Annotated in this window: 15 protein-coding genes; 6 read left to right on the top strand and 9 right to left on the bottom strand. The window is 34.0% G+C overall.

What is annotated here, in order from left to right; all coding sequences use genetic code 11:
• Positions 1 to 6: 6 nt before the first annotated feature.
• From EKM66_RS09700 to EKM66_RS09685, 4 genes are read right to left on the bottom strand one after another with little or no spacing between them, the layout of a single operon-like run.
• A complete protein-coding gene (locus EKM66_RS09700; RefSeq protein WP_191988042.1) occupies positions 7 to 1,260 on the bottom strand; it encodes a glycosyltransferase in 1,254 nt (417 codons plus the stop codon).
• A 5-nt stretch (positions 1,261 to 1,265) separates the two neighbouring features.
• Positions 1,266 to 2,819 (bottom strand): hypothetical protein, encoded by a 1,554-nt coding sequence (locus tag EKM66_RS09695; protein ID WP_125764056.1) that lies wholly within the window; start codon positions 2,817 to 2,819, stop codon positions 1,266 to 1,268.
• The gene (gene wsfD, locus EKM66_RS09690) at positions 2,809 to 4,302 is read right to left on the bottom strand and encodes a glycan biosynthesis hexose transferase WsfD (RefSeq protein WP_318530621.1); all 1,494 of its coding nucleotides are present in this window, start codon (positions 4,300 to 4,302) and stop codon (positions 2,809 to 2,811) included. The genes EKM66_RS09695 and wsfD overlap by 11 nt, the downstream gene beginning before the upstream one ends.
• Positions 4,303 to 4,313: 11 nt before the next feature.
• Positions 4,314 to 5,438, bottom strand: a complete 1,125-nt coding sequence (locus EKM66_RS09685) for a hypothetical protein (protein WP_125764054.1) — start codon at positions 5,436 to 5,438, stop codon at positions 4,314 to 4,316.
• A 217-nt stretch (positions 5,439 to 5,655) separates the two neighbouring features.
• Between EKM66_RS09685 and EKM66_RS09680 the strand changes: the two genes are divergently transcribed.
• On the top strand, positions 5,656 to 6,450 hold the full coding sequence (locus EKM66_RS09680; protein WP_125764052.1) for a polysaccharide deacetylase family protein: 795 nt from the start codon (positions 5,656 to 5,658) through the stop codon (positions 6,448 to 6,450).
• 290 nt (positions 6,451 to 6,740) lie between these two features.
• Here EKM66_RS09680 and EKM66_RS09675 read toward each other — a convergent pair whose 3' ends face one another.
• Positions 6,741 to 7,112: an iron chaperone gene (locus EKM66_RS09675; RefSeq protein ID WP_125764050.1), complete on the bottom strand. Its 372-nt coding sequence runs from the start codon at positions 7,110 to 7,112 to the stop codon at positions 6,741 to 6,743.
• A gap of 140 nt (positions 7,113 to 7,252) precedes the next feature.
• Here EKM66_RS09675 and EKM66_RS09670 point away from each other — a divergent pair, with 140 nt between their 5' ends.
• Positions 7,253 to 8,446, top strand: a complete 1,194-nt coding sequence (locus tag EKM66_RS09670; protein ID WP_125764048.1) for a CPBP family intramembrane glutamic endopeptidase — start codon at positions 7,253 to 7,255, stop codon at positions 8,444 to 8,446.
• A 39-nt stretch (positions 8,447 to 8,485) separates the two neighbouring features.
• On the opposite strand, the gene EKM66_RS09665 is transcribed toward EKM66_RS09670, so the two are convergent.
• A complete protein-coding gene (locus tag EKM66_RS09665; protein ID WP_125764046.1) occupies positions 8,486 to 10,231 on the bottom strand; it encodes a glycosyltransferase family protein in 1,746 nt (581 codons plus the stop codon).
• 339 nt (positions 10,232 to 10,570) lie between these two features.
• Between EKM66_RS09665 and EKM66_RS12595 the strand changes: the two genes are divergently transcribed.
• Entirely contained in the window at positions 10,571 to 10,795 is a 225-nt protein-coding gene (locus tag EKM66_RS12595; protein WP_164505113.1) for a hypothetical protein, read from the top strand.
• Entirely contained in the window at positions 10,782 to 11,225 is a 444-nt protein-coding gene (locus tag EKM66_RS09660) for a DUF2335 domain-containing protein (protein WP_164505112.1), read from the top strand. The genes EKM66_RS12595 and EKM66_RS09660 overlap by 14 nt, the downstream gene beginning before the upstream one ends.
• 40 nt (positions 11,226 to 11,265) lie before the next feature.
• On the opposite strand, the gene EKM66_RS09655 is transcribed toward EKM66_RS09660, so the two are convergent.
• Positions 11,266 to 11,634 (bottom strand): nuclear transport factor 2 family protein, encoded by a 369-nt coding sequence (locus EKM66_RS09655; protein WP_125764042.1) that lies wholly within the window; start codon positions 11,632 to 11,634, stop codon positions 11,266 to 11,268.
• A 231-nt stretch (positions 11,635 to 11,865) separates the two neighbouring features.
• Between EKM66_RS09655 and EKM66_RS09650 the strand changes: the two genes are divergently transcribed.
• Together EKM66_RS09650 and nfsA are read left to right on the top strand one after the other, a co-directional pair.
• Positions 11,866 to 12,273 carry a GNAT family N-acetyltransferase gene (locus tag EKM66_RS09650; protein WP_125764040.1) on the top strand — a complete coding sequence of 136 codons (408 nt, stop codon included), beginning with the start codon at positions 11,866 to 11,868 and terminating at the stop codon, positions 12,271 to 12,273.
• Positions 12,274 to 12,415: 142 nt separating this feature from the next.
• Complete coding sequence (gene nfsA, locus EKM66_RS09645; RefSeq protein WP_125764038.1) at positions 12,416 to 13,153, top strand: oxygen-insensitive NADPH nitroreductase; 738 nt, start codon at positions 12,416 to 12,418, stop codon at positions 13,151 to 13,153.
• A 93-nt stretch (positions 13,154 to 13,246) separates the two neighbouring features.
• Here the strand turns inward: nfsA and EKM66_RS09640 are convergent, their stop codons facing one another.
• Together EKM66_RS09640 and EKM66_RS09635 are read right to left on the bottom strand one after the other, a co-directional pair.
• Entirely contained in the window at positions 13,247 to 13,726 is a 480-nt protein-coding gene (locus tag EKM66_RS09640; protein WP_125764036.1) for a GNAT family N-acetyltransferase, read from the bottom strand.
• 149 nt (positions 13,727 to 13,875) lie between these two features.
• On the bottom strand, positions 13,876 to 15,135 hold the full coding sequence (locus EKM66_RS09635; RefSeq protein ID WP_164505111.1) for an SLAP domain-containing protein: 1,260 nt from the start codon (positions 15,133 to 15,135) through the stop codon (positions 13,876 to 13,878).
• Positions 15,136 to 15,141 lie beyond the last annotated feature (6 nt).

Raw genomic sequence — 15,141 nt, 5'->3', positions numbered from 1 at the left:
ACAAATTTATTGATAACGTTTGGTCTTATACCACTTTGCTTGTTTATGAAATACTTGTTCACGTATATACCCCACCATTCCGTAGGCTGCAACTGCAAGCCACATTTGACTATAAACCAGGTACATAAATACAATTAATAACAAATTACTAAAGGTCAATTCCCCTCGCTCAGTTGTTATCGTCACAAACGTACTTATGACGAACATCAAAACTGCGAATAACCATAATGAATTACTGAAACCTTGCAAATCCGAGTGAACTATTCCCGCTACAGATAATACAAACACTGAATCAGACAAAAGCAATGAGGTCATTAATAAGAAATATATTGATAAAAAGTATAACAAATCAAATCTAATTCTACGACCTTGTTTTTTGAATAATAAATGAGCATTTTTAACTACAACATAAATGTTTCCTTTTACCCAGCGAGTTCGTTGGTGGAACCATACATCTAGAGTCTGCGGTTCTTGTTCCCAAGTAACCGCCTTAGGTTGGAAACGAATCCGGTAACCCATTTGATAGACACGGAAACTAATCTCAGTATCCTCAGCTAGCGCCTTAACATCCCAACCGCCAACTCGTTCAAGAACATCTCTTCTGATAACGTAATTAGTCCCTGGAATTGTACATAAATTAAATAATTGCTGACGACCAGCTTGAGCCATCCATTGAAATGACAATGTCTCAATATTAATGAACCTAGTTAAGAGCGTCGCCATCTTATTACGCGTTCTGAACTTACCAATGACCGCAGCAGCTTTGTCATCCTGAAGCAATTCAGCAACTAGAATTCTCAAAGCCTGATGTTCAGGAGTATTATCCGCATCATAAATCGAGATAATACTACCCTTTGCATGAGTAAGACCAATATTCAACGCATTAGACTTACCCTTACCACCGTTAGTCTTGTCTGTGTTAATAACTTTTAAACGTTCATGTGAAAACTTGTCCTGTAGTCCAGCAAGTAATTGAGCTGAATTATCGTCTGAATTATCGTTTATGACAATGATCTCATATCTATCTTGAGGATAATCAAAAGATAACAATGATAAGACTGTCTTAACAATTACCACACCCTCATTATGAGCTGGCACCATTATTGATACAAATGGTGCCTTTTCAGGAAGTTTAGGAGCTGGCTTATTAACATTTCTAAGATACCAAGTATATCCGGCAATGGTCAAAATTAAGTTGACTACCAAAGTTCCCCAAATTGCTAGAACTGCTATAAACAAAAATACATCTAAGACTGAGATCTTTATCACTTCCTCTTATTGAATCTATTCCAGTAAATTTTCCTACCTATTAAAATGAAAATAATTAATACAATTGCAACGATTACAAACAATATAGTTAGAACATTACCTTGAATATTGAAGTAATTGCTTAACAACGGCTTCTGTTTAATTGTCTCATTAAACACACTTGATGAATCAGCCGTACCGATACTTTCCTGCTTACCATTAACAAAATAATTTCCATTCTTAAATGAAACTGTTGAAGTACCAGTATTGATAGATGTTGACATAGTCATTTCCATTGGATCAAACCAAGCAAAGTTTAGTTTGTTTATTTGCTCTTTGAAATCCGTTAGTTCCTTGGTTGAATGTGGCAATGGAATTGTAACCGCAGTTGGAATTGAAAATCTTGTTTCTTCCGTCTTCTTCACACTATTTAATGAAGATGCCGAAATTGCAAAGAAACTTTTTTTTACAGACTGAGCATCATCATCTTCATCGACATAAACAATTTGCTTGTTAGGGAATAAAATCCAATGATCAGCGTCCATTAAAAAGTTTTTACGTAATATTCTATCCTGATTCCAAAACCCCTCTGAACTTATTCCAATTGGGTATACCTGTCCTTTTGCCAAACTAACAACATAACTTGTTAGTCTCTGACGAAGGTCATTAGCACTATTTATTCCGGGACCACCGATTTCTGGTGATTTAATAAATATCACACCACCACGATTCTCGATATTCCTTAAAACGGCTGTAAACTTATTAAACGCCTTCATCTCGGTGTTTGATGAAACCGTTGTTGTACTTACAGCAAATGGAATGCTGTTTTTGTAGCAAAATTTACTTAATGAATCCAGAATCTTCAAATCACTTACTGGTGTTACATCAGTAATAGTGAGCAGTGGTTGATAACTACCAGCGCGATAAAACAATTTTGCAATCATTTCATCCGCTGTTAATAAACTTAAACCTTTCGAATCATAATATGGAAGAAAGCCGTTATTACCAACTATCACTCCATATCCATACGATTTAGCACCTTTTTGTTGCGTACTTAACGTCCCAATTTGTTTTGAACCACTTGGTAAGTCAGTCAGCACATCTATTGTCTCACTAAATGGAAGAACCTGACTTGCTCCTTTATTTTTTAAAATCAACTGTTGTTGATATAATCTGGTTGATTTAGCCTCAAATTGTTCGGCTTCTTCATTTGTTAATTCATCGCCAATATGGAGTTTCACACCACTAAATTTAGATCTATCTTGTATAAATGATTTATTTGTTAAACCGACTTGCCGCCAATTGATCATCGTAATTATGCCTGAATATTTATCGTCTAGCATTCCAGATTTGTAATCTGATTGCGATAAAGTTTTTACTTGCAAATTCATACTTGTCAAACTACGTTGTAAAGCATCGACTTTGACATCATACTTGTTGGTAGTATTTTTAGAATCATAAACAAGCATAACTTTATTGGAATCAGCCGCTTTAACATTATTTGTTAAAAATATCCAGAGCATTAATGGCAAGCACAGAAGAGTTATGGTCCTCAATAGTTTATTTCGCATCAGGTAAAAACTCCTCTCTATCTTCAGTATTCCACAAACGATGATGAAGAACATCGGAGATAAATAGGACAAACATCAGGTCTAAACTAACTGGAGTCATAAAAATATGCTTAGCTAAATCTGCATCACCATCACCAACAATTGCGATTATAGGTACAAAGAATACAATCGTACACAGACCAAAAACTAGGAAGAATCGCATGACCCCATGTGGGCGCCCTGCTCTAATATCCATATACATGCCTACACTGTAACATCCAATTAAGCCAATTATTAATAGACAAACAAATGCAAATTTTCCTGGGAAAAATGCTCCCATAAATTGACTGTAAGTCGTAAAGTATCGGAGCTGTCCGCTGGGTTTCTTACTGCTGGGTACATAATCTCCAACTGCCTTAACCTGAGTAATCATAATATCCTGCGATGCAAGATCCATCAGAATTCCAAATTGCTTAGGATTATGGGCATAATATTTCAAAGTCCAACCAATACCATTATTTGGCAATAGTTTTGTTTGAATACTATCATTTTCAACTTTAACAGTGGTATAAGTCTTAGGATAATAATCCTCAGCACGCAACAATGCAAACTGCTCATCAATCCCTTGTTTTTCAATCTTTTTACTTGGATCACCCGTGTCCATCAGAACGCCATGAGTGAATGACTGATACTGATTGACATCATTAAATTCCTTTTTTATGGCAGTATAAGTAAATGCACCTGATCCAATTAATACAAACATACCTAACATTATTGCAAACCTTCTGGCTTTAAAGTTCGGCAAAAACATCATTCCCATTGCAACAGCAGAAAAACTTAAAGCCAAAGGAGCATTCTGTGATTTATCAGTTATTAATAAAACCATACTAAGGAAAAATAAGGTTATCATTTGCCAATTCTTTTGATAACATCCTTTTGCCAATAACATAATAGCTGCAAATCCATACATCATAGAAATATACATAACCGGTTCGGCAAAAAATGAATTGAAATATAAGGTAAATGACGAATCAGCAAAAACTAAAACCACTATTAATGAAACGACATAACTTCTAACCTTTCTGTACGGATAGACAAAAGCTTTGGTTAGCATATAAATCGCACCTAGATAAAATACATAATAAACAACGCCTAAAAACCTAATGTCAAAAAATTTAGTACTATAAAATAGTTTATTAAAGAATAATGCAATTTGAATAAATATAGTTTGAGAAGAAAATGCAATCATTCCATTCTCATTAAAATATTGATAAATACCAAATTTGTTAACTACATAATCAATTGTAGAAGTGTGATCATATGGGAGACGATAAATACTATTAGTTAACATAGCCCGATAAAAATCACCATTATCAGCATAACCATGAATCGGAGGCACAAAAAGTAATACCCCACTGATTACTGCAGCTAGAATCGTAGCTAACAGTGCAGGGGAAACACAACGACTAAACTTTTCTGCCAATGTCTTCATAATTTTTTTCAAATTTATTTCCCTCAATATTTAGAAGCAACCAGCCCATTCAAGTTATTAAATGAGTATGCCTGTTTCAAATGTTTGATACCCAATGCACCGTATATCGGTGAACTTTTATCAGTAACTTGTGACTTCCACATATAATTCATTGTATAGTTATACATTTTCTCATTCTTTGCATTCGCAAAAATCATGGCTGCCAATGCATAACTACCAGTTGATTGATCTTTATCAACAACTGATCCATTAATGGAATACGTATTATACAATTCGTGGTTTTTAACTTGTTGTTCGAGCCAGTTCAAGGTAACCTTCTTAACTTTACCAACTTCAGAAAGATGTAGTACCGTCTCCAAAGCTTCAGAAGTGTTCAAGTTCTTACTACTGTAACTACCTTGCCTCCAACTATAACTGGAGGCATACAACGGAAAGGCATCTCCCAAATAACCTTTTTGAACTACATTTAACTGATTCTTATAGTATTTCTTTTCTTTACTAGATGTAGATTCAAAATACTTCAATGTCTTGAAATCGTAATATGCCAAAGAACTATCTGTACTAGACTTCTTGGCTTTAGTATCATAGAAGTCAACTAATTTACCATTTGGAATAGACCCAGACTTCAGCTTAGCAAACCTAGTCGCTGCTTCTTTACGATATTTACTACTATTAGTGACTTCAGCATACATTTGAAGTGAACGAATAATTCTCAGATCATCCAAAGTCGCATTAACATTAGATTTCTTCTTATCCTTTGAATCATAGCGATAGCTGAATTGTTCTCCTTGATCAAAGGTCTTCTTAGTTGCCTTATAAAACTCACGATACTTCTTGTATTGATGAGTGTAAACCATATATTCTAGCCACAAACCAGATGATTCAGACAACAGTTCATGCCCAGTCGCTACACTTTTCGTAGTTTTTGTTTGATGATAATTAGTATAAATACCTTGCTTCGTCAACATTTTGTTACTTACAAAATCATCCAACATTTTGTTCTGATTGGAATAGTCTCCGTAATCACTCTTATCCAAAAAATCGCTGGCACTCATCTTTGGAATACTTACTTTGACGTCATTTTTATTGCTGCAACCTGCCAAAAAAATTGTTGGCAATAACATTAATAAAACGAATAATCTTTTCATATACACACACAACTTTCTGTATGGGACATTCATATATAATTATAATATATATGAATGTTAATTGTTCTTTATAGAAGCAAATTCTTATTCTTATCGTAATTTAGTATTAGTACAAAAAAATCATATTACTAGTCTTTATATACAACTTGTCTCTTACGCACATAAATTAATCCATGCTTATATATAAGTGAAAATACAATTGCAAAGGATCTTGACCATGAAAAAAATAATGGCATTAATAGCCGCCATCCTTTTGAGTTGGAATTGTCTGCCAACAAACACAATATCTGCATCCAAAACATCTAGTCATGTGAATACTCAGCACATAAGTCGCCATTGGAAAAAGTCGAAAGACAACATCAAGTTTCCTATTTTGATGTATCATTCAATCGCCCCTACTGGTAACTCACTCAATGTTCCCATCGAACAATTCAGAGAGGAATTATCCTATTTAAAGAGAAAACATTTTTATTTTCTTACTCCAGAAGAAGCCTATACTGTGTTGAAAACGAATAAAAAGCCACGTAAAAATATTGTTTGGGTAACTCTTGATGATGGGTACAAAAATAACTTCGATGCTTTAAAAAATATTCACAAAAACTACAAAGCTAAGGCAACCGTATTCGACATTATCAATAGTCAAAATGCTTCTAGTTTTTTGAGTTATTATCAAATTAAGGCTTTAAAAGAGAGCCACATCGCCATTCAGAATCACACTTTCCACCACCTAGAATTGAACAAACTATCCAATGACAAGCAGATAGAAGAAATTGATCGTGCAAAAAATAGTCTAGACATTTTCTTACATCAAAATACCATCTCTATGGCATATCCAGCTGGAAGATATAACCAAACAACTCCATTGATTGCCCGTGATACCGGACATAAATTGGCAGTTACAACCAATGAAGGACTCGCTAGCCGTGACAACGGATTGCTCACCTTGAACCGTGTCAGAGTCAATAAAGGTATTGGGCTGCAAGAGTTTGAACGAATTATCAATCATGGCTAAATATCACAAGCTAATAAGTGGTGTTACATTCCGCAACCTGTCATTATAATGTATAGATACAAAGTTATTTGTATCGTCCCCCGCAACACATTATTACTCAACGAGAAAGAGTCCCTGCTCCAGTACATGGCAGGAACTTTTTCAATTTTGTAGGTGATGTCATGAGAATACCGAGGAACAGATACAAGTTACCCATGATCTTTATGGTCATAGCCTTAATTTTTCCTTTAATAGGAATTGAAAAAGCCAAGTTTCCGGGACGTAGAAAATCCTAGAGACTTGGCTTTTTGTTATTTACGCCAAAACGTATCGCAATCTTTTTTATCTTCAATATTAAAATTAATAATCTCTTTTAATAGATCATAATTAATATCCTGATCAAATCCAATTCGGAACATTTTAGTTCCGTGAGTATATCCAGCTTCTTCAGCCTTATCGGCAAATAAGTCCATCCCCTTGCCTTCTGGTGCAACAGAAATATGCTTCTTTGCTACACTAAAACCTATAATAAACGTACCGTGATCAGTGAACATCGGCTGTCTCCACGCAAACCTCTTATCCAAGTTAGGATAAGTATTAGCGACCCAATTCAAAATTTCAATCATTCTATCACGATGTGTTTCATCCTCGATATTAGACAAAAAATCTTCAAATACATCCATAATAATCTCCCTGATATAGTCAAATTTCCTCAAGTATATCAAATTGATATAGAGAATTATACGTTTTCATTATTATTGAACAAAGCGGTATCTATTTGAAATTACTTGTTTTAAAATTTAAATATTAATAGGGGGACATTATGATAAATACACCATCGTTTTATCGAGCAAATAACGACGAACACCAGACAATTAAATATATTTTATGCGCCCAAATTATCATCAATATTGTTCTGTTGTGGTCATACAACTATCTAGCGCACGCTTCAATTATAAATTCTGTTTTACTAACTTTATTAAACATTGCTGTAGCATTTATTGAATATGGCAATCAAACTAAGTTACTCTACGTGATCAATGTCTATTTTCAAGCAATCTTTCAATTAATCACTGACTATCTCAGCTTGAACTATTTTATCTTCATAACTCAAGACTTCATCAACTGGAGTTCTCCACTAGGTGCGATAGTCATAGTTCTGACTTTTCTCCTAATGTACTTACCGACAATCGTCATCATTTGGCCCAAAATAACTAATAACGTCACACGTTTACTGATGTCCTTTCTCTTGATAATCACACTTATGTCTTCTTTTGCTCTATCCATTGATCATACCGTTGTCACAAATAACAGTTTCGTTGCAATGCTTGCGACTACCGAGGTACTTGATGCAATCGTATTGTTTATTATCTCTATTATTGCCATGCACTCGTGGGGATATAAATTACCCGGCTACAGATTAGCTCGTAATACCAACTTGTGGGTGATGGTTGGGTTATTGCTGTTTGGTATCTGGTTCTTACTTCAAAACTCATTTGGATCCGGAAACAGTATCATCGCCAGTTACTTTACGTTTGATTTTTCTGGATTCAATTTAAAGTTGAAATATATCTTTGCTGGATTAGAAGCTGGTATTGCTGAAGAGACTGTCTTCAGATATATGTTATTAACAATTCTCTTAACTATGTTCAAGCGATTCAAATATAATGTCTTTTATTCAGCACTCATTTCCAGTTTGCTATTCGGCTCAGTTCATATTTCTAATTTATCCGCCGGGCAAGACTTACCTAACACGCTGATCCAAGTACTATCAGCTTTTGGACTGGGTATGATGTTTGCTTCCATATACTTATATACTGGATTATTCATTTGGCCAGTTCTCTTCCACACTTTAATCGATGTCTTATCTTTCACACAATCTGGCATGTTAATGTCCGGTAAAGTTGGAATTGGAGACGTTATTGCACTTGTTATCATGGTTATCATCTATCTGGCAATTTCACTTTCACTACTATATCTAGTTTATAAACGACAAAGAAATCCGTACTCGTTCTAATAGTAAAAAAAAACAGACTAAGCTTAGTCTGTTTTTTTATTACTTCTCCGACGTAACATTATCAACATCGTCAACTATTTGATATACAAATACATAATCATATTCGGTGGGCATCACAAAGACTGGAACTTCATCTGATAACGAAATGTACGTACGACGTCTCTTGTTGAAAAATGCCAATGCCAACAACAATATCGATACTCCTGATATCATCAAACTCAACTTCTGAATAAATGTATTCTCATATTGAACTTTGACCGTACCTTCTCCGTTCAGATCAATTGTCGTTAAACCATTGTTAGATATTTTAGGTGTTGTTGCACTTCCACTATCACCGTATACTTCTGATTCATATCCCTTATAGTAGATCAGTGGTAATGTCACCTTAGTAGTCTTGCCATGAGTATTGAAATTAAAGGCAATATATTGTCGATTAATAGTTGAATTATTAATATCAACTTTTGATCTATTGTAATCAATTACTCGTTCTTTGTGCTGCAGAACCTCTGGATAGCTCACTTCGCTAGGCAAGTATTCATGACCAGCACCGATGTAGAAACTATCAACGTGGTTAAATTCCTTGTAAGTTTCTAACTTATCTTTAAATTGGCCAACAGTCTGAGTCCCAATGCCAACTGTAACAAGTGCAATCAACGATACCAATCCGTAAACGACATACTTATTAGTGAAAATATGCAGATCATCATTTACCAACAAATATGCAACTATCAGCGAAATTACAGAGAAGAATCTCCAAGGAAATTGAATCATCGCAAAAATTGTATGACTGAATACTTTCCAAGGAAATATATTGGTACAAGCAATGAACAATAACACTGCAATTATCGTTAAATCAAGATTCTTTCGTTGGATAACATTACAAATTGAATATACTATCAATCCAATAATCACCACAGCACCAACGTTGACCGTCTGTGCGCTAAAGACTTGATTAGTTAATGAATTATAAACCAAACTTTTTAGTGGCAAAATTTCGTTGGTAATATTGATCAAAGGATCAGTAGTTAATGCATACTGTTGCCCTTTCATCTGCTCTAAAATGGGTAAATACACGCCTGCACTGATACCAAGCGTCAAAACAGCTGCCTTTACAATAGAGATAAGGCGACTTTTGTTCCAAAAAACTCGAATATTTAATAAAACAAACAAAGCCGAAAATACAATCATCATGAATAATGAGATAGTATGTGAACAAGCAATACCTATCATTGCAAACGACAATACATACCATTGCTTCACCTTGCCATACTTAAAATTCATCAGTTCCGACAAAACCAATGGGAAGAACATCATACCCATCAGTTCGCCTAAGTCTTGACGGCTAAATAAAGTCTGTAATCTATACACATTGAAAGAATATATGAAGGTAAATAACAATGCTTTTTGAGATGAAAAATTTAACCTTTTTCCAGCAATATACCCAATCAACAATGTTACGAAGTTGATCATTACCAAAGTAGATAGATACGAAACCGTTGGTGTTGCACCCGCAAGCCTCAATAAAGCTGCCGGATATAAGAAAATATCCGGATAGAACAAACTTGAAGCATATCCATATCCACCAATAAAATGACCATCAACTTTGGGCCAAAAATTCAAATGACTAATCGAATCAGCTAACGTTTCAATTCGATCAAGATGATAATGAAAGTCACCGGTCGCAAAAATATAACCAAAGTGCCAATTGACCAAACCAATCATAATGACACTTACACACAGGAACAATAGTAGGATGAGATAATTGTTTCTAACTAACTTTTTCATAATGATTCCACACCTTGGTTTTTATCCATTTTGAATGAATTCTAACTATTTTGTTACAAGTAATCCAATAGTTTGATATGAGTGGAATTGTTGAAATATACGTCTATGACTGATGTTATTGGTTTTTGGAAAAAATGCTTGTACGATATGTATTATTCAACATACAAAATTAAGATTCAGTCTAAAAATAACGCTTTATATATTAGATTTTCTATATTATATATTATTAATTGACATGTTATATGTTTACAATTGATTGTCCAAACATCGCTTGATATACTTTGGATATGATTTGATAGTTACCCAAAAAACGATAACGTATGTAAGGAGAGAAGCTTAATGGATATTAAAAAATATGAACTAAAGAAAGAAAACATCGTAACATTATTCAAATCCATAATTTTAGATATGAATCACATACCATTTTTTCCCTCCGAACGTAAAATAGAAGACTATAAAGAAATAAGAACTTCGAGCAAACAAGATATCATCAATTTACAAAATGATTATCTAAAAATCGGCAATGATATACAGAAATCCATTGACGAATATGACAGCAAGTAAAAAGAACGATTCAAATCATACAATCCAGGATAACCACGAGATTGAAAAAGTTTTAAAGAAACTTCCTAAAGAGGATCGTGACAAAGTTATAAGCATAATAACTTCCACACACTTTTCTGGACCCATACCACGTCCAGAGATACTTAAGAAATACGGAGAAATAGTCCCTGAAGCACCAAGAAAAATTATAGATAATTCTATAAATGAAGCTGAGCATCGTCGGAAATTCGATGACATGGCATTAAATGCAACGGTTCACGAAAATAATAAACGTTTAAACCTTGCTACTTTAGTCTGTATGACAATGATAATTTGTGGAACAGTTTTGATCCTAAATAATCATGAAATAACCGGTGGACTCTTAGCAGGTACCACATTGCTAGGGGTATTGGGAACCTACCTCAAAAAAAATCAAAATACAAAAAAATAAGATCCAATACCCATAAAAATGGGTATTGGATCTTATTTAATTACTCAATAACAACCTTCAAATCAACAATCTTACCAGCATCATCAAACTGATAATAATCGAATCCATGTAGAGAGAACAAAGTGTCATCTCCCTTTAGCCCAGCGACTACCCACTCCGTCTTATAATTATCATCGATATCTCTAGTTTTAAAAATATGTTTCAATTGTTTATTTCGTCCAAAAAACAATTTGAAGAAATCCGATACTTCATCTTTACCCCTTGCAGTTTCATCCATCCCAGACTTAATTCTGGCATTATCATCAAACAAGTTGATGATTTCATTGAATGAATCTATATCGCATGAAGCAAAATCAGACAACTTGAAATATCTTTGAATCGTATTTAAGTTCGTATCAACATCAGCCATTACAGTTATCTCCAGTCGGTAATTATTGAAACAATTGTACATCGGAATTAGTTGCTTAATAGTGAAGTATACAACTTGTCATAATTCTTTGTATTTCATGACAAATATAGATAATTATTTACATCAAAAATCAACAGAGTATACTTTAATCAATTATCGCAAAAGAGGTACAACAAAATGGAAAAGTTGAGAATAAACTCTTAATTATACTAAATAATTAGGAGGATAAAAATGATAGATTACAAAGAAAACACCGAGATAAAGCGCACTGATTTGGAGCAATTATACTTGAGCGTTGGATGGTTTGCTTACACTCTTGACATGGATATCTTGGAAAATGCTGTGAACAATTCACTATCAGTAATAACCGCATGGCAAGATGATAAATTGGTTGGATTGATTCGAGCAGTCGGCGATGGCGTCACAATACTATATGTTCAAGATATTTTGATTAATCCTGAATTTCAGAATAAAGGCATTGGAACTATTTTGATGACCAAAATAATTGATAAATATAACAATGTTAGACAAAAAGTTCTGCTGACAGAAGAAGCACCTGATGTTAGACATTTCTATGAAAAGTTTAACTTTGTATCTTGTGATCAAGGAAATGCAGTAGCTTTCTACAGAGAATTTTGATTATATTATGACACGACTTAAAGACCATCAAGGTTAAAATTGATGGTCCTTTTCTTTGTACTTTGAGGGTTAATCAAACCATTTGGAATCAATAGATGATATCCTAATATGTAAGCTAAATATCTAAAAAAGAGGTTTAAAAATGAATTCCACAATTGAAAATATGCTTCAACATGTCTCTGTTAGAAACTTTACAGATCAACCTATTACACCAGAACAAAAAGAATCACTAATTGCTGCTGCCCAACACGGTTCAACGACTGAATTCGTTCAAGCCTTCTCAATTATTGAAATCACTGATCAAACGTTACGCAATAAATTGTCAGACATTACTATAAGTTCTCCCCATGTTAAAAAAGCCGATACATTCTATGTTTTCGTCGCAGACTTACATCGACAGGCCAATATTTTACGAGCAAATAACCAAAGTTTAGATAGTATCAAAAATATGGAGGCACTTCTATTGTCGACTATTGATACAACGATTGCTGCTCAAAATATGGCTGTTGCTGCCGAATCAATGGGCTTGGGGATATGCTATATCGGTAGTTTACGAAATAATATTTCCCAAGTTGCAGAACTCTTAAAACTACCAGATTTTACAATTCCATTATTCGGTATGACTATTGGTGTTACAAGTTCCAAGAACCAGTTAAAACCTCGTATGGCACCAACTAATCAAGTTGCAACTAATTCATATAACGAAGATAAATTTAATGATTTATCAACATATGATCAAACTGTAAAAGACTACTATGTCAATCGCAAAACCAACCCAGCCGATACATCATGGACTGATAAGAATTTAGCAATTTTTAAAGAAGTTCACCGTGCTGATGTTGCCGACTTTTTAAGAAAACAAGGATTCTCTTTAAACTAAATTATAAACTGCAATTCATTTTAACAATGGATTGCAGTTTTTCGTTACACAAAAATAGCCTGTTCCATACGAATGTGGAGGAACAGGCTATAACTACAAAACACTCTTATTAAAAATATAAATTTTTCCAAGATGACTATCGGTTCTTTTACCCGTATCAACAAATCCTGCTTTGGAATACAGAGCTTGTGCAGCAATATTATCGTGATTTACTGCCAGAATTATTCTTTCAATACTAGAATAATTATCTTTAACAAAATCAGAAAGTTCCAATAATGCCGCCAGTGCATAACCATTCCTACGAAATCGAACATCAATTGAAAATGCACGGACTAGTATATCTGTTTCATAATCGCCACCATAGGCCAATGGTCCATCTTTAACATGCAGACAAAAACATCCCACTAACTGATCATCATTTAGAATCATAATTGGATGCATATTTGAATTGTAATTAGATCTATCAATAATTGAATTTGGACCACCGATATTGTCATTCACACTCAAATCATAACCGTCAATCATACTTTGCGTGATTATTTTTTTATTGTACTTTTGTAATTTGATACTCATAATCAATCATCTGTTTTTAAATAGTCTTTTATTAATTATCGAGAATAATATCTTAAACGGTTTACGTATCCATTCTTTTATTGAATCAGCTAGACCTAGTAAAGCTAATATTGCTATGGATATTTTTTCCATTTTAATCTCCTATACTATTAGAAGTTCAATGCAAAACTTGGTTCGTGAACGACGATACTTGGAACTGAATCAGCATCCCCATATGACATATCAACAATTTTATAATTTCCATCAGCAATCTTAATCCATTCATTACTAGATACTTGACCCCAATAGACATTATTACTATTAACAACGACCTTACTTACTTTCCAAGATGAACCATTTGACAATGATCTTGAAAGTGAATTAGTCGATGTATCATAGACCTTCTGACTACCTACTAAAGTAACAGTTATAGAATTGTCAGCTGGAACATAAGTACGCTTGACCCATTGATTATTGGCAACTCGATAATATCTAAAACCACCAATAACTTTGATTTGATCAACCTTCCATGATGTCCCAACTGATAGATGATTACCAGTTGCAATTCCGCTATTATTCACAATTGCAGTTTCGTTAGCTCCAATGGTTACAGTTGTATCAACCTTTGCAACTTCTACATTAGAATTATTGTTTGAATTATCATTGGTTGTCTTAAAGGCAATCGCTAATGCATATTCATTAGTAGCAACTTTATAGTAATTATTACCCTGAATAGTTACTAACTTGCCTAGTTGCCATGATGAACCTGCGGGTAATGTAACGCCTGTATCATTGCCATTGATATCGACAACTTTAACATTATATCTAAGTGTCCCTACAGCTTTGTCCTGATTAGATACAGAAGAATTATTATTATTTGAAGTTGGAGCATCAATTAATGATGATCCTGATGAAAGAATGTATTCACTACCACTTACTTGATAATAAGTTTTACCACCAATTACAACATTAGAATTCAATACTTTCCAAGCAGATCCAACAGATAATGTTCTACCAGTGACATTACCGTTGATACCATAAACAATTCCCCCGCCTTGTTTAATAGTAGCAACGGGATTGTCCAATGTTAATCTACTATCAGTATCAACATTATTTTGTACTTTATTATCGGCTCCAACAATATCCATACCATCAGCCTCAGCATATTCATTATTACCAACTCGATAATAAGTTACTCCATCTTTGTTAAAAGATGAACCTAATTTCCAAGACGTAAAGTTAGGTAATGAACTATTAGGAATCAGGTTTCCATTCCTATCATAAAGCGCATTTCCCCCACGTCGAATTGTCCCCGTCAATCCACTCTCAGCTGCATGAACAGATACTGTTGAAGTTGGCATCGAACCAAGTACTGCGGGAGCCATTAAAATGGCAAGCGATGAAGCTAGTATGATTATTTTTTTATTCATTATATT

The sequence above is a fragment of the Companilactobacillus hulinensis genome, from assembly GCF_003946555.1.
Taxonomy (GTDB): domain Bacteria; phylum Bacillota; class Bacilli; order Lactobacillales; family Lactobacillaceae; genus Companilactobacillus; species Companilactobacillus hulinensis.
The sequence above is the reverse complement of the archived record's forward strand: the minus strand, read 5'-3'. Positions and strand labels throughout refer to the sequence as shown.